Below are 14895 nucleotides of genomic sequence, written 5' to 3'. Positions count from 1 at the left end.
TTATTCTGTTTTTAATCTCAAAACTGGTTCTTCTTTAATTGGTAAATGTATTATTGCTGCGAATACAGATAAAGCAATTGCTAAATACCACGCATAATCATATGAACCATAGAGATCGTGAAACAAACCTCCCAAATATGCACCAAAAAAGGATCCTATTTGGTGACTTAAAAATACAATTCCATATAAAAGACCTAAATATTTTGTACCAAACAAATGAGCTACAATTCCACTTGTTGCTGGAACTGTTGAAAGCCACAAGAATCCAAAACTAGCTCCAAACAAAAAAGCACTCATATTACTTGCTGGTGTGAATATAAAAAGAATAATGGAAACACCCCTCAAAAAATAAATTCCACTAAGAATAATTTTTTTACTTATTTTAGCTGAAAGATACCCACTCAATAATGAGCCAAAAATATTAAACAAACCAATTAAAGATAAAATAGCAGCTGCAGTCCAATCTTCTAAACCTCTATCTATTACATATTTTGGAACATGTGTTCCAACTAAAGTAATATGAAATCCACACACAAAAAAACCTGATACAAGTAGAATATAACTTTTTGTTTTAAAAGCTTCTGTTAGGGCTTCCTTAAATGATTGATCTGAAGCTTTCTCAACACTTTCAGCTTTAGAAGGAGATCTCACAAAATAGGCAGCTATCAATCCAGTTAATAAAAATAAGAAAAAAACAAATAAAGTATAATTCCACCCAAATTCTTTTAAAGAATAATTTGTAAAAATTGGAGATAAAAAATAACCAAAAGATCCAACAGCAGTAACTATGCTCATCGCAATAGTTCTTGTTGATAATGGGAAATGTTTACCCACAACTGACATTGGAATACTTATAGCAGTACCACCTAAACCAATACCTATTAATAAACCCATATGAATTTGAAAAAATATTCCAGTATTAGGACCAGTGTATAAAAAATATATTCCTAACGTATAAAATATAAAAGCAGATATAATCGCAATATGTCCACCATAACGGTCCGCCACTGCTCCAAAAATTGGACCTGTTAAACCCCACATTAACATTTGAATTCCGATAGCAAATCCAAATGCTGTATTACTAATATTTAGGCTTTGATTAAAATCAATAAAAAATAAACCAAAAACTTGTCTTACCCCAAGAGAAATTAAGACAACGAAGCATGCAGCAAACAAAGTTATTATTGCTGTTTTTGATTTAAAAAAATTATCCAAAATCATTTTAAATGTCTTAATGCTTGCTTAATATCTGCAATTAAGTCATTTGGATCTTCAAGACCAATATGTAATCTTACAAGGTGTTCGTCTTTAGCAAGATTCATATATTTTCTATTGCCAGTTTCTCTAAATTCTTGATGTAGAGCTAAACTTTCAAATCCACCCCAACTATATCCATAACCAAAAAGTTTAAGTGAATTAACAAATTTTCTAACTGAATTAATATTTTTTGCTTTTATTTTTAATCCCATTAAACCTGAGGCGCCAGAATAATATTTCTTCCACATTCTAAAATTATGTGAATCTTTTTTATATGGATAAAGCAATTTAATTTTTTTGTTTTTTGATAAAAAAGATGCAACTTTTTTTGCATTCTCTCTATGTCTATCCAATCTTACATCAAGAGTTCTTAGTCCTCTTGTTATTAAGTAAGCATCATCAGGACCTAATCTTAGCCCTGTAATTCTTTCAGCGGCTTTAACTTTTTGAAAAACTTTTTTATTTACTGCTAAACTGCCTCCCATTACGTCAGAATGACCTGAATAATATTTTGTAGCTGAAACAATCGCCATATCAAAGCCAAGTTTAATTGGCTTAAGGTAATATGGTGTACCCCACGTATTATCAATAGCTGTGTAAATTTTATGTTTTTTTGCGATTGAAATTATTTTTCCAAGATCTTGGAAATCAAAAGTATTACTTCCAGGATTTTCAACAAAAATAAGTTTTGTTTTTTTTGTAATATTTTTTTCTAAAGTTTTAAGATCACTAGGGTTATAAAAAATAGTTTTAATACCAAATTCTTTTAGATAATCTTGTGTTAATAATCTTGTAGGACTATAAACAGGATCAGCTGCTATAATTTCATCTCCAGGTCTTACCACACTAAATATAGCTAAAAAAACAGACCCAAAACCTGTTGGCGTTGTGAACACATGGTAACTCTCTTCAAGTTTGGTTAGAATTTTTTGTAATATATAAGTTGTAGAAGTTCCTTGTCGGCCATAATCATAATGACCACCAGTAGGATTTTTTTGTGCCTTAGCCTGAGTCTTTCTAATATGTTGCATAGATTTAAATATTATTGTTGAGGCTCTTACAACTGGTGGATTTACAGACTGATTATGAAAATCTTTTGCTGTATGTTTTAAAAATGTTTTAAAAGATTTTGTCATAAAATATTGATAAGCTTTTAAGACAATGCTATATCCATAACAAAAATTCAATAAATTAATAAAAAGGATTTAATGAGCTACCCAAAGAAACATAGAGGCCGAAGAAAAATGGGCTCTAAAAAAAGACGAGCTAGAAAAAAGAATAAGAAAAAGTAGCTTATTCCTTTATCCAGCCACCCCCTAGAACTTTAAAACCTAGATTATCTTTATTATAAAAAACACAAGCTTGACCAGGTGATATTCCATCCTCTGAGTCTTTTAAATCTACAGTAGCACCATTTTGGTCACTTAAATTCACTTTGGCCTCTAAAAGTTTTCCAGTTGATCTAACTTTTACAAAAATATTTGAATCAAGTTCTTTTTTGTCAGCTAATAGATTAATATTTTTTAATATGATCTTTCTTTTTCCTAAATGCTCCTTAGGACCTACTATGATTTCATTTTTTTCAGAATTAATTTTTATTACATATAAAGGATCTTTATCTGAAACTTTAATCCCTTTTCTTTGACCAATAGTAAAGTTTATAATTCCATCATGTACCCCTATAACTTTACCGTCTAAATTTTTAATATTTCCCTTTTGAAAGGAGTCGGGTCTAAATTTTTGAATTACAGATGCGTAATCACCATTAGGCACAAAGCATATATCTTGACTATCTGGTTTATCCGCAACATTTAAATCTAATTTTTTTGCAATATTTCTAGTTTCATCTTTAAGAAGACCTCCAAGTGGAAATCTTAGGTAATCTAATTGTTCTCGAGTGGTATTAAATAAAAAATAACTTTGATCTCTATTTTCATCAATAGCCCTATACATATTAGTACTATTATTCGAGGTTATGCTTTTTACATAATGACCAGTAATAAGTGCATCAGCTTTTAAATCTTTTGAAACCTCAAACAAATCTTTAAACTTTACCGTTTGGTTACATTGAACACACGGAATGGGTGTTTCACCTTTTAAGTAGCTTTCAACAAAATTGTCTATAACGCCTTGTTTAAACTTATTTTGATAATATAAAATTTTATGTTCTATATCTAGTTTGTTTGCAACTCTTTTTGCATCCATAATATCTTGACCAGAACAACACTGTTTAGATGCTGCCACTTCTTTTCCATCATCATAAAGTTTTAGTGTGATACCAACTACATTATAACCATCTTTTTTCATCATTCCTGCAACTGTAGAGGAATCCACACCTCCAGACATAGCAACTACAATTTTTGTGTCTGATGGTTTCTTATTTAAGCCTATTGAATTTAATTCTTTATTCATTTGATGGTATTTATACTTATTTCTAATATAAGTTAAATTAAATGATATTAGATTATGAACCAGGAGACAAAGTAGTCAATCCATCAAATAAAGAATGGGGAATTGGTCAAGTTCAATCAATTATTAAAGAAAAAGTGACAGTAAATTTTGAAAATGTTGGAAAAAAAGTAATAAATACAAAAAATATAGAATTAATAAAAATAAATGACTGAGTTAAATATTAAAAAAATAGTCGAAGAATTAATAGATACTTTTTATTACGCTGGAAAAGTCTCTTTAGATTTAAGAGAAAAAGGATTAATTAAAGAAATTAAATCAGACAATACACCAGTTAGTAATGGTGATTTAGAAGTTAATAAAATTATTACACAAAAAATAAAAGATATTACTCCAAATTTACCAATTATTTCTGAAGAAGCATCAGACAATAAATCTCTCAAAAACCTAAAAAATTTTTGGTTGATAGATCCTATTGATGGGACTTTTGATTATATTAATAATCTTGAAGAATTTACAATTAATGCTGGATTAATTATTAATAAAATTCCTGTAGCAGGACTAATATTTGCCCCTTCAAAAAAAAGAATGTTTTACTCTTATGGTCCAAATTTTGCTTTTGAGATTTCTAATGATGAAACTGTAAATTTAAATTGTTCAAAAAATTTTAATAAAGATGAAATTAAATTTGTATCCTATTCAAACAAAATAAAACCAGAAATAGAAAAAATACATAAAGAATTAAAAGTTAAAAAATTTGTTAGGATGAAAAGTTCTTTAAAATTTTGTGTTATCGCTGCTGGTGAATATGATGGGTATGTAGCTGAACCAAGAGCTTATGAGTGGGATATAGCTGCAGGTCATGCTATCTTAAAACATGCTGGTGGAACTGTTACTGATTTTAAGGGTAAAGAAATAGAATATGGGAAAAAAAATTTTAAAAACCCAAGTATAATCTTAAAAAGTAAAAATATTATAAATGGATGAGCAATTAAGAATAATACTGATCATTATAGTGTCTGTATCAATATTTGGATTATTGGTATTTGTGTTTGTTAAAAATTATATCAAAAATAAAATTAATAACCTCGTAGAAGACCAAAAAAAGAAAAAATTAAAGTAAATTAATTATTTTTAAATAATCATCTTTCTTAAGTTCCATAACTTTTTTGGATGTTTCAAAGTCAAAACCATTTCTAGCTAAAAGTGATATATCTTTTTTATAAAATAATGGACGATTATCTTCTGTTCTAGCTGGACCTATTCTTTTTTTTTTACAAATTTTAATCGCTGAAAAAAAATCTTGATCAGAATTATCCTCGTGAATTTTTTCAACAGTATCTTTTATGAATTGATCATTGATTCCTTTTCCAATTAAATAATTTCTAATCTTATTTATTGAGTTGCCTCTTTGAATCATACTTTTGGCTTTACTTTCAGAATAAAACTTATCATTTATGAACCTACTCTTCTCTAAATCAGAAAGTACGACATCTATTAAACTTGCGATATCTTGTTTTTTAACATTAGGAACAGAAGATTTTAGATATTTCTTTAATAAATATGTTCTCAATTGTTGTTTAGATGGAGCATATTTTTCAACATACGATAGCGCAAAATTTCTCATTTCATCGACTGTGACTTGTAATGTTTTTTTTCTATTTCTTATAGGAATCATCGTAAGATTTAATATAATATAATTTCAAATGATCGAACAAATTTATGCTTACTTTACAATTGAAATTCTCTACTTTTGGGTGAATTTAGGTGTATTGCCATTTTGGCTTATACTTATATTTTTTCCACAATCTAACTTAAGTAAATATTTTGTAACATCAATTTTTCCATTTTTGTTATTAAGTGGAGCATATGTGTTTGTGTTATATAAATCTTATATAAATGTTTATGATTTTGATAGTAACTTTGAATTATATTTAAGCATTTCAAATTTATCTAATTTATTTTCAAACGATTTATTCCTGATGTTGTTTTGGATACATTTTATTTCAATAAATTTATTTGTTGGAGGTTGGATCGTTAAAGATTCTCAAAAATTTATGATTAATAAAATTCTAGTAGGAATACCATTGATTATAACTTATCTGATTGGTCCGTTAGGTATTTTCGTTTATTGGCTTATAAGAATATTCTTTGCAAAAAGTATTAGTCTTTATGAGTAAAGTTATCGACTTTTATTTCGATTTTATAAGTCCTTACTCTTACATTGCACATCAAAAAATTAAATTAATAGATATTAAAGATGAAATTAAATTTGATTATAAACCTATTTTATTAGGTGGCCTTCACAAACTTGGAAATATAACTGCGCCAGCATTTAATGAACGTAAGATGAAAAATATGAAAAATGATTGTGAGATTATTTCTAAAAAAAATAAAATTTCATTTAAATGGAATGATAAATTTCCGATTAATTCTTTATATTTGATGAGGGGATTTATTTCAATTGATCCTCAATTTAAAAATAAATACCTTGATACTTGTTTTGATGCATACTGGAAAAACAACATAGATATATCCATTGAAAAAAATATAAATAATATTTTAGATGCCTGTAAAATAGATAAGAAAAATTTTTTTGATAAAATACAAGAACAACAAATAAAAGATGAGTTAAAAAGTTGTACAGATGAAGCTTTTAAAAAAGATATATTTGGAGCCCCAACATTTGTGATTAATAACAAACTTTTTTGGGGACAAGATCGTCTAGAATATGCGATTGATGAATGTATTGTTAAGTAATCTTAAATTTACTATTTCTTAAAGCACCAAAACCTCCATCTATATGAGAAACTTTTTCAAATCCCATATCTTTTAAAGTTTTTGCTGCTAAAGCGGATCTTGATCCACCAGCACAAAATAAAACCATTTCTTTATTCATATCCAATTTACCCTCCTTAAAATAAGGACTTTCAGGATCTAACCAAAATTCTAGCATGCCTCTTGGAATATGATTTGATTTTTCTACTCTTCCCTCTTTTTCTAATTCTCGAACATCTCTAATATCAATTAAATTACATTTATCTTCATTTGACATTTGGTAAGCTTCGTCAGTAGATATGGTTTTGATTTCACTTAGAGCTTCAGAAACAAGAGTTTGTGATGATTTTATATTCATAAAAGTAAATTTATTATATAGTTTTTTTTAGAGCTCATAAATAAAAAATGAATAAAAAAATTTGCATAGTTTACACCCATCATAAATTAGGCGATTTGATCTGGCAATTACCGTACATAAAGGCAATTAGTCAACATCATAATGAAAAGATAGATTTAATTGTTAGAAAAAAGACTCAAGCTCAAAACATTTTAAAAGATCTTAATCATATTAACAAAGTTTATTACAATGAATTTAGAAAAGGTTTATTTTATTGGTTAGATGTTTTTAAACTGATTAATATATTTAAAGCTGAAAAATATGAATTTGTTTATATTTTAGACAAAGTAAATAAACCTGCTATTGCAGCAAAAATTGCAAAGATTAAAAATATAATTGGCCCAGGGCTTGGTAATCAAAAAAAATGGTTAACTACACAAAATCATTTGAATGAAGAAGATTGGAAACTAAGTTATTCTGAACAATCTCAAAAATTATTAAAAATTAATTCAATAAATTTAGAGGATAAATTTCCAAATTTAGAAATAAATATTGAAAGATTAAAAAAAGATAACGCTGATCTTTTGATTGAAGGAAAAAAAATTGCTTTTGGAGTAGATTCATTTGAGGATTATAAAATGTGGTATGAAGAAGATTTTATAAAACTTGCCGATCTTCTTCATGAAAAAAAACTATTTGATTATATATATTTGATTTGTGGTCCTGATAAATCATATGTAGCGAAAAAGATTATAATGGACTCAAATAAACAATATTTTATTGATTGTTCTGGTAAAGATTTGCAAGGCATAATACTTGCAATAAAAAATTCTAATTTTTACGTAGGAAATAATTCAGGTCCTCTTAATATGTCAGCAGCTCTTGGGGTTAAAACGTTCGGTTTAATTGCTAATGATCCAGCAAGTGAATTAAAATTTAGTAAAATCAGACCAATAACACCGATCGATTATAAAGATAATGTTTGGAATAGAGATAGAACTGGTATGAAAAAACTTAAACCTGATAATGTTTTTGAACAAATAATTAAAAATTTATAAAAATAAAAAGCCCCTTGAGGGAGGGGCTTTTTTTTATTTAACTAACTTAGAGAGAAATTTAAGGGGCCCTTCGATGAGTAATCGCGGAGATACACAGAGAGCGAAGAACCCCTTTATTGTTAACAATTAGTCACGTATAGCGTAAGCAATTACACCTGTTTCCGTAACGTCTGTACCCTTAGATTCACCTTCTTTACTTAATCTTAGGCCAATAGTTGCTTTCATTAAACTAAAGACAATGTAAGCGACTACAAATACAAACACGTTCACAGATATTACTCCGATCAACTGTGTGCTAAAAGATGCATCAGCATTCGTTGCAGGCACAATTAATGTACCCCAAATACCAGCAAATAAGTGTGCAGGTACTGCACCAACTACATCATCAATTTGTAATGAGAATAATAGTTTAGTACCATAAACCACAATTAAACCACCTACTGCACCAATTAAAATTGCAGCTAATGGTGATGGCATTAATGGTTCTGCTGTTACAGCAACTAATCCACCAATACAACCATTTAACATTTGAACTACATCAGTTTTACCAAAATGTAATCTAGTGATTGTGGCAGCACCTAATACACCACCAGCACCAGCTAAAAATGTATTAATAAAGATTGTTGAAACAGCAATTGCATCGTCAGCAGTTCCCATAGCTAATTGTGAACCACCGTTGAAACCAAACCAACCTAGCCATAAAATAAATACACCAATTGTAACTAATGGAATTGACGAAGCTGCAAATGGTTTAAGTGGAGCTGGAGCACCTGACTTAGTAAATCTTCCAAGTCTAGGACCAATAATCATAGCACCAGCTAAAGCAGCTGCACCACCAGTTGAGTGTACTAAAGTTGAACCAGCAAAATCAGAAAAACCTAATTCTGCTAACCAGCCTCCACCCCACTGCCAACCCATTACGATTGGATAAATAATTCCTGAAAGGATTGCAGCAAATAAAAAGAACGGCCATAGCTTAATTCTTTCAGCCATAGCTCCAGATACAATTGATACTGTTGTAGCACAAAATACCATCTGGAAATACCAATCTGAACCATCTGAATAACCAGTGTCTACTGCACTAGCATCTGACCATGGCACAAATTTTCCAATGTATCCACCTTCTGGAATCCCATAAGCTAAGTTGTAACCTACCATCCAGAACATTATTCCTGCGATTGAAAATAAACCTATATTCTTAGCACAAATTACGGATACACTTTTTGATGTAACCATACCAGATTCTAGCATCGCGAAACCTGCCGCCATAAACATAACTAGAAAACCACAAATTAAGAATAATAGGGTATTAAATATAAAACCTACTTCAGCAGAAACTGTAGTCTCTGCCATACCTGCACTACTCATGTTTAATAAAAACACTAAACTTATAAGTGGTGCACTTATTTTTTTTAATAATTTAGTCATAAAGACCTCCCTGTTTAAGTGAGGGTTTATAATTTTATAAATCTAAATAACTAACGTTGATTGCGAAAATTGGCTATGCAGTTTTTGCATATAGAAACAGCCTTAACGCATTATACGTCAAGGCTGTTAAAACTTACTATTTGTTAAATACTTCTTTTAAAGCTTTAGCAGGTAGGAATTTAACCTTTTGTGATGCAGCGATTTGAATCTGTTCACCAGTTCTAGGATTTCTTCCAACTCTAGCTTTTCTCTTAGCCACTTTATATGTGCCAAATCCAGCAATTTTTACTGAATCATCAGCTTTTAAAGCATCAAGAATAGTGTTGGTAATCGTGTCAAAAGTTCTTTCAGCGTCTGCTTTACTTAAATTTAAAGCCCCTGAAAGCTTGACCACTAATTGTTTTTTATTCATTTTAGCTCCGGTTTTATTAGGTTATTTACTATCTTTATCAAAAACGTTGATAAATCAAGAATTTTTTTAGTATCTGTTTATAAGTTATACACAATATCTGGTATATTCATAAAAAACATTGATTTTACTTACTTTTTTAACTTTTTAGAAAATTTTTATCCAAATAAACCAATGTCTTTTAAGTCATTAAATGTTGTAAAAATCATCAAAGATAACAATAAAAACAAACCGATTCGAAAAAAACCTTCCTGTGTTTTTTGAGATAAAGGACGTCCTAAAACTTTTTCAAAAGCATAAAACATTAAATGACCACCATCTAACATTGGGATTGGAAATAAATTAATCAATCCAAGACTTATAGAAATATAAGCCATCATACTAATAAATGCCAAAACCCCAAATTCAGCAACTTGACCAGAAATTTTAGCTATTCTTATTGGTCCACCAAGTTGAGAAGTGTCAGCCTTACCAAATATCATTGCACCAATATATTTTAACGAAGAAATACTTACATAATACACTTCATGAGCAGCATGATAAAATGCTTGCGCAGGGCCTAATTTTACATGATTAATTTCATTGTTATATGCACCTAGCTTAATTCCAACCATCCTTTTATTTACTTTATTACCAAGATTATCCTCACCCATTACTATATCTGGCTTAATCTTGAGTAATAGTTCATCGTAAGAACGTTTTACTTTAAAGTCTATGAAATCGTCAGTAGACATCATAATATATTTAGAAACATCCATAATGCTTTTAACTTTATTTCCATCTATCTCTAAAATAATATCATTATCCTTTAATCCACCCATCATCGCTGGACTATCTTTTTGAACCTCATTAATAACTGCAGGAGTAAAATCTTTTCCAATAAAAGTATAGATTGAGAAAAAAATTACTATAGCTAGTAAAAAATTTGCTAATGGACCTCCAAAAACTATTAAAACTCGTTGATATAAAGGTTTCAACACAAAGAGTTTTTTTTGATCTTCCTCACTGTATTTTTCAATTATTTTTTGTTGATCAGCTTGTGAAAAAACATTTCTATCACCAAAAAATTTTACATATCCACCTAATGGAATCCAGCATATTTTCCATCTTGTTCCTGATTTATCATTCCAACCAAAAATTTCTTGGCCAAAACCTATTGAAAAATCTGTTACACCAACACCATATTTTTTAGCAAAATAATAATGTCCATATTCATGAATGAATACAACAATTAATATTAATACAATAAAAGGTAATAAGTAGTTAAGCATTTAAATTGATTGTTCCTTTATTAATTTTTTAATTTGTTTAATCATTATCTCAGGTGATTTCATAGAAGGATATATTTCTTTAGCTTTTTCATAACTTTCAATTGCTTTCTCATAATTCTTAAGATGTATATTTACTAGACCTTGTCCAGCAAGAGCGCCAAAATGCCTTTTCTCTAATTCTAAAACTTTATCAATATCATTTTGAGATTTTTCAAATTCACCAGATAAATATAAAACTGTTGCACGTTTATTCCATGCCTCAGCCCACAATGGGTCTAGTTCGATAGCTTTAGAAAATACGTCAATAGCTTCACTGTACTTATCATTATTTACCAAGTTTGATCCTTCCGCTAATAAAGATGTTAATTTTTCATCATTTGGATGTGTGCTCCAAATTTTCCAAATTTTTTGCTCAACCTCATTAGCAATAATAGGATTATTTATCTTTAGCTCATTAAATAACATATTTAATTGATCAACTCTATCATCTGCACTCACAATATTTAGGTTAAAAAATAAAGCTAGAATTATATATATATATTTTTTTATAGTTATATTTTTTACAAGTTTTAACATTTTTTTTTCTAAATATAGGATTAACAAAAATATACTCTATTTCTCCCTCTTTATTAAAGTGCACAAAACCAAGTAGTATTGATATTTTTTATAGTTAAAACACTCTCTGTTTCAATTATTTTATAATAAAAGGAATCAAGATTATTCATCTAATTTAAAAGTATAGTAAAACTAAAATAGCTATCAAAATTAATAACAGAGCTATTAAAATTATAGCACTTATTTTAACTTTAAATTTTTGATAAATTTTTTGATTTATATTTTCCCAAAAAAAAACGATTAAAAATACAATTATTGCTGGAATTATAAATTTTAGCATGACTTAATTTTGGTTTTTATCCCCAACATAAACAGAAACACCTCTGGTATTGATATCTACATCAAATTTCTTGTGTAAAGGCGGAAAGGCTCTTTGAGAACAGTCTAATCTATCGCATGTTCTACATGACACACCTATTGGAATTTCAGTTGATTTATCATTAACATTTATATTTTCTGTATAAACAAAATCTTTTGCATACTTTGCATCACAACCTAATCCAATTGACAAAATACTTTTTGTTCTACCAAATCTTCCTATGCCCTTTTCAACCGTTCGTGCAATACAGACATATTTTTCTCCATTTGTCATTTTACTTACAGCACTTTGAATAACACCTGGTCTGGTAAAAGCTGAATAAACATTCCATCTTGGACATGCACCTCCATATCTTGGTATTTCGATACCAGATAATGAAAATCTTTTAGAAATATTTCCTGCCATATCTACCCTTAAAAAATGAAAAGGTATTCCTGGTAATTTTGGATCTTGTAAACATGTAACTCTATGTGCAACTTGTTCAAAAGAAGTTGCAAAAGTATTTTGAAGTAATTCTAAATCATATTTTAATTTTTTGCACTCAGAGTGAAATAGTTTATATGGCATTAAGATTGCTGCACCACAGTAATTTAATAAAGCTACTTTAGTTAATTTCTTCGACTCTTCTGATGGGAAAGTAAATTTAGATAAATAATCTTCAATTTCTTTACTTGCTCCCTCTTGAGCAATTTGCGCTGCTGCATGAAGTTTTTTTGTTTCAAGAGAACTGTAATCACTTAATAAAAGTTCTTTTTTATTTTTATTATAAATCTTTGAAAAAGGCTTGTTTTCTTCTGGAATTACATCCTTTACTGTAATTCCATATTCTGATTTAAGATAATCACAAAGTGCTATGTAACGGGTTCGATTATTTTTTTGAACTTTTTCGAAAACTTTATTAGCAAAATCTTCTAATTTTGGAAAATAATTTTTATTATCTTGAAGAAAATCTGAAATAACTTCTCCAGGAAAAGAATTTTTCCTGTTATCAACAATTTTTCCAGATAATTTTTCAATTTTGTTTATAAGCTCGTGATCTTTCTTTTTTAAAATATCACCTAATCGAACTATTGCTTTCCCAATTTTTGGATTAGTGCTAACTAAATCTTTTACTTCTGGACCTAAAATATCTAAATCTTCAAATAACCTATCATCTAAAATTTCTGAAAGAGTATTTTCTAGATTAATATCTGTTTTTGAGGTTAATTGAGAAAGTTCAATATTCAGTTTTTCACAAATTTTTAATAGTAAATCTCCATCAATTTTTCGTTTACCACCCTCGATTAAATTTAAATAGCTGGGTGATATATTTAAATCTTCTGCTAATTTATTAGCCTGAAGGCCCAATTGTCTTCTAAAAGCCTTGATTTTTGGACCAATTTTTAAGTTTAATTGACTCATATTTTCTATTTGTAAATTTTGTAAATTTATTTTTACATTTTTTTTCTTTAGTTTACAAGCTTTTTTAACTTTTTTATAGATTTTGTAAATCTTGTAAATTATAAGATTTACATGGACGAAAAATTAAAAAACAATGAAAATGAGGCTCAAATCATAAAGCATGAGGATCTAGCTAAGCATAATAGCAGAGGGATCTACATGAGAGATGATCATTGTGATTGGGGTTCAAGTGGAATGAAAGATCTAGTTGAGACCCTAAACGACTCTAACTAATTCTAATTCGTTCTATTTAATTCATTAAAATAAAAAAAAGGATAAAAATGAGTGCAGAGAATATCTCATACGACTTAAAAAGATTTGCTGGTATAAAAAGAGATTATAAACCTGAAGATGTTGAAAGACTAAGAGGTTCATTAAAAATTGAATACTCTTTATGTAAACAACAATCAAAAAAACTCTGGAACTTATTAAATTCAGAACCTTATGTGAACACACTAGGATCTCTATCTGGTAATCACGCAGTTCAGCATGCAAAAGCTGGACTAAAAGCAATTTATTTAAGTGGCTGGCAGGTGGCAGCAGATGCAAATAGTGCTGGTGAAATGTATCCGGATCAATCTTTATATCCATATGATAGTGCACCTAAATTAGTAGAGTCCATGAATAATGCATTAATAAGAGCAGATCAAATTCAGCATATGGAAGTCATTGATGGTGATATGAAAGAAGAAAAAAAAGTTGATTACATGCTTCCTATTATTGCTGATGGTGAAGCAGGTTTCGGTGGTCCATTAAATGTTTTTGAACTTGCAAAAAAATTTATTAAAGCAGGTGCTGCGGGTGTTCATTTTGAAGACCAATTAGCAAGTGAAAAAAAATGTGGTCATATGGGTGGAAAAGTGTTGGTACCAACAGGAACAATGATTAAAAATCTTAAAGCAGCAAGACTAGCAGCAGATATAGCTGATGTACCCTTAATAATTCTTGCAAGAACAGATGCGAACGCTGCTAAATTAATTACAAATGATCATGATGATAATGATAAACCTTTTTTAACAGGAGAAAGATCTCCAGAAGGTTTTTATTATGTTAAAGCGGGCATTGAACAAGCTATATCCAGAGGTTTGGCTTATGCACCTTATTCAGATTTAATTTGGTGCGAAACAGCTACACCAAATCTTGAAGAAGCTAAAAAATTTGCTGATGCTATTCACGAAAAATTTCCAGGTAAACTTTTGGCCTACAATTGTTCACCTTCTTTTAATTGGAAAAAACATTTATCTGATAGTGAAATTGCTTCTTTCCAACAAGAGATAAGTAAAATGGGCTATAAATTCCAGTTTATTACATTAGCAGGATTTCATACTCAAAATATTGCAATTTTTGAATTAGCAGAAAAATATAAGAAAGAAGGCATGGCTGCATATTCAAGAATACAACAACAAGAATTTGCTCGTGAAAAAGATGGTTACACAAGTGTAAAACATCAAAGAGAAGTTGGTACTTCTTATTTCGATGCTGTATCAAACACGATCAGTAGTGGAAAAAGTTCAACTACAGCAATGGATGGCTCTACAGAGTCAGAACAGTTCTAATAAAACAATTCCTCTTGT

Annotated in this window: 17 protein-coding genes; 7 read left to right on the top strand and 10 right to left on the bottom strand. The window is 29.1% G+C overall.

Annotated features, from left to right (window positions below; all coding sequences use genetic code 11):
* The 3 genes from ACTTAV_RS03710 to mnmA form a co-directional block, all read right to left on the bottom strand.
* On the bottom strand, window positions 1–1221 hold the full coding sequence (locus ACTTAV_RS03710) for an MFS transporter (RefSeq protein ID WP_440670287.1): 1221 nt from the start codon (window positions 1219–1221) through the stop codon (window positions 1–3).
* Window positions 1218–2393 carry a trans-sulfuration enzyme family protein gene (locus ACTTAV_RS03705; protein WP_440670286.1) on the bottom strand — a complete coding sequence of 392 codons (1176 nt, stop codon included), beginning with the start codon at window positions 2391–2393 and terminating at the stop codon, window positions 1218–1220. The genes ACTTAV_RS03710 and ACTTAV_RS03705 overlap by 4 nt, the downstream gene beginning before the upstream one ends.
* 157 nt (window positions 2394–2550) lie before the next feature.
* On the bottom strand, window positions 2551–3669 hold the full coding sequence (gene mnmA, locus ACTTAV_RS03700; protein ID WP_440670285.1) for a tRNA 2-thiouridine(34) synthase MnmA: 1119 nt from the start codon (window positions 3667–3669) through the stop codon (window positions 2551–2553).
* Window positions 3670–3710: 41 nt separating this feature from the next.
* On the opposite strand from mnmA, the gene ACTTAV_RS03695 reads away from it, so the two are divergent.
* Both ACTTAV_RS03695 and ACTTAV_RS03690 read left to right on the top strand, forming a co-directional pair.
* Complete coding sequence (locus tag ACTTAV_RS03695) at window positions 3711–3881, top strand: DUF3553 domain-containing protein (RefSeq protein WP_075519442.1); 171 nt, start codon at window positions 3711–3713, stop codon at window positions 3879–3881.
* Complete coding sequence (locus ACTTAV_RS03690; RefSeq protein ID WP_440670284.1) at window positions 3874–4653, top strand: 3'(2'),5'-bisphosphate nucleotidase CysQ family protein; 780 nt, start codon at window positions 3874–3876, stop codon at window positions 4651–4653. The genes ACTTAV_RS03695 and ACTTAV_RS03690 overlap by 8 nt, the downstream gene beginning before the upstream one ends.
* Before the next feature lie 127 nt (window positions 4654–4780).
* On the opposite strand, the gene ACTTAV_RS03685 is transcribed toward ACTTAV_RS03690, so the two are convergent.
* Window positions 4781–5344, bottom strand: coding sequence for a regulatory protein RecX (locus ACTTAV_RS03685; RefSeq protein ID WP_440670283.1), 564 nt, complete (start codon window positions 5342–5344; stop codon window positions 4781–4783).
* A gap of 28 nt (window positions 5345–5372) precedes the next feature.
* Between ACTTAV_RS03685 and ACTTAV_RS03680 the strand changes: the two genes are divergently transcribed.
* The gene (locus ACTTAV_RS03680; protein ID WP_440670282.1) at window positions 5373–5846 is read left to right on the top strand and encodes an ABA4-like family protein; all 474 of its coding nucleotides are present in this window, start codon (window positions 5373–5375) and stop codon (window positions 5844–5846) included.
* Window positions 5839–6426, top strand: coding sequence for a 2-hydroxychromene-2-carboxylate isomerase (locus ACTTAV_RS03675; protein ID WP_440670280.1), 588 nt, complete (start codon window positions 5839–5841; stop codon window positions 6424–6426). The genes ACTTAV_RS03680 and ACTTAV_RS03675 overlap by 8 nt, the downstream gene beginning before the upstream one ends.
* Here ACTTAV_RS03675 and ACTTAV_RS03670 read toward each other — a convergent pair.
* Complete coding sequence (locus ACTTAV_RS03670) at window positions 6419–6802, bottom strand: rhodanese-like domain-containing protein (protein ID WP_440670278.1); 384 nt, start codon at window positions 6800–6802, stop codon at window positions 6419–6421. The genes ACTTAV_RS03675 and ACTTAV_RS03670 overlap by 8 nt on opposite strands.
* Before the next feature lie 47 nt (window positions 6803–6849).
* Here ACTTAV_RS03670 and ACTTAV_RS03665 point away from each other — a divergent pair, with 47 nt between their 5' ends.
* The gene (locus tag ACTTAV_RS03665) at window positions 6850–7839 is read left to right on the top strand and encodes a glycosyltransferase family 9 protein (RefSeq protein ID WP_440670276.1); all 990 of its coding nucleotides are present in this window, start codon (window positions 6850–6852) and stop codon (window positions 7837–7839) included.
* A 126-nt stretch (window positions 7840–7965) separates the two neighbouring features.
* On the opposite strand, the gene ACTTAV_RS03660 is transcribed toward ACTTAV_RS03665, so the two are convergent.
* From ACTTAV_RS03660 to ACTTAV_RS03640, 5 genes are all read right to left on the bottom strand, one after another.
* The gene (locus tag ACTTAV_RS03660) at window positions 7966–9267 is read right to left on the bottom strand and encodes an ammonium transporter (protein ID WP_440670274.1); all 1302 of its coding nucleotides are present in this window, start codon (window positions 9265–9267) and stop codon (window positions 7966–7968) included.
* 136 nt (window positions 9268–9403) lie between these two features.
* Window positions 9404–9679: an HU family DNA-binding protein gene (locus ACTTAV_RS03655; protein WP_075519434.1), complete on the bottom strand. Its 276-nt coding sequence runs from the start codon at window positions 9677–9679 to the stop codon at window positions 9404–9406.
* A gap of 155 nt (window positions 9680–9834) precedes the next feature.
* Entirely contained in the window at window positions 9835–10947 is a 1113-nt protein-coding gene (gene rseP, locus ACTTAV_RS03650) for an RIP metalloprotease RseP (protein ID WP_440670272.1), read from the bottom strand.
* Complete coding sequence (locus ACTTAV_RS03645) at window positions 10948–11523, bottom strand: tetratricopeptide repeat protein (RefSeq protein WP_440670271.1); 576 nt, start codon at window positions 11521–11523, stop codon at window positions 10948–10950.
* Window positions 11524–11845: 322 nt separating this feature from the next.
* Window positions 11846–13282, bottom strand: a complete 1437-nt coding sequence (locus ACTTAV_RS03640) for a helix-turn-helix domain-containing protein (protein WP_440670269.1) — start codon at window positions 13280–13282, stop codon at window positions 11846–11848.
* 111 nt (window positions 13283–13393) lie between these two features.
* On the opposite strand from ACTTAV_RS03640, the gene ACTTAV_RS03635 reads away from it, so the two are divergent.
* Both ACTTAV_RS03635 and aceA read left to right on the top strand, forming a co-directional pair.
* On the top strand, window positions 13394–13555 hold the full coding sequence (locus ACTTAV_RS03635; RefSeq protein ID WP_440670267.1) for a hypothetical protein: 162 nt from the start codon (window positions 13394–13396) through the stop codon (window positions 13553–13555).
* 47 nt (window positions 13556–13602) lie between these two features.
* The gene (gene aceA / locus ACTTAV_RS03630) at window positions 13603–14877 is read left to right on the top strand and encodes an isocitrate lyase (protein ID WP_440670266.1); all 1275 of its coding nucleotides are present in this window, start codon (window positions 13603–13605) and stop codon (window positions 14875–14877) included.
* The last annotated feature ends 18 nt before the right edge of the window (window positions 14878–14895 follow it).

Source organism: Candidatus Pelagibacter sp. HIMB1483, assembly GCF_052048135.1.
GTDB lineage: Bacteria > Pseudomonadota > Alphaproteobacteria > Pelagibacterales > Pelagibacteraceae > Pelagibacter.
This window is presented reverse-complemented; position numbering and strand designations above follow the sequence as displayed.

Coding starts and splice junctions, on each gene's coding strand:
- ACTTAV_RS03710 (WP_440670287.1), bottom strand. CDS start 1,221: ATGATTTTGGATAATTTTTTTAAATCAAAAACAGCAATAATAACTTTG.
- ACTTAV_RS03705 (WP_440670286.1), bottom strand. CDS start 2,393: ATGACAAAATCTTTTAAAACATTTTTAAAACATACAGCAAAAGATTTT.
- mnmA (WP_440670285.1), bottom strand. CDS start 3,669: ATGAATAAAGAATTAAATTCAATAGGCTTAAATAAGAAACCATCAGAC.
- ACTTAV_RS03695 (WP_075519442.1), top strand. CDS start 3,711: ATGATATTAGATTATGAACCAGGAGACAAAGTAGTCAATCCATCAAAT.
- ACTTAV_RS03690 (WP_440670284.1), top strand. CDS start 3,874: ATGACTGAGTTAAATATTAAAAAAATAGTCGAAGAATTAATAGATACT.
- ACTTAV_RS03685 (WP_440670283.1), bottom strand. CDS start 5,344: ATGATTCCTATAAGAAATAGAAAAAAAACATTACAAGTCACAGTCGAT.
- ACTTAV_RS03680 (WP_440670282.1), top strand. CDS start 5,373: ATGATCGAACAAATTTATGCTTACTTTACAATTGAAATTCTCTACTTT.
- ACTTAV_RS03675 (WP_440670280.1), top strand. CDS start 5,839: ATGAGTAAAGTTATCGACTTTTATTTCGATTTTATAAGTCCTTACTCT.
- ACTTAV_RS03670 (WP_440670278.1), bottom strand. CDS start 6,802: ATGAATATAAAATCATCACAAACTCTTGTTTCTGAAGCTCTAAGTGAA.
- ACTTAV_RS03665 (WP_440670276.1), top strand. CDS start 6,850: ATGAATAAAAAAATTTGCATAGTTTACACCCATCATAAATTAGGCGAT.
- ACTTAV_RS03660 (WP_440670274.1), bottom strand. CDS start 9,267: ATGACTAAATTATTAAAAAAAATAAGTGCACCACTTATAAGTTTAGTG.
- ACTTAV_RS03655 (WP_075519434.1), bottom strand. CDS start 9,679: ATGAATAAAAAACAATTAGTGGTCAAGCTTTCAGGGGCTTTAAATTTA.
- rseP (WP_440670272.1), bottom strand. CDS start 10,947: ATGCTTAACTACTTATTACCTTTTATTGTATTAATATTAATTGTTGTA.
- ACTTAV_RS03645 (WP_440670271.1), bottom strand. CDS start 11,523: ATGTTAAAACTTGTAAAAAATATAACTATAAAAAAATATATATATATA.
- ACTTAV_RS03640 (WP_440670269.1), bottom strand. CDS start 13,282: ATGAGTCAATTAAACTTAAAAATTGGTCCAAAAATCAAGGCTTTTAGA.
- ACTTAV_RS03635 (WP_440670267.1), top strand. CDS start 13,394: ATGGACGAAAAATTAAAAAACAATGAAAATGAGGCTCAAATCATAAAG.
- aceA (WP_440670266.1), top strand. CDS start 13,603: ATGAGTGCAGAGAATATCTCATACGACTTAAAAAGATTTGCTGGTATA.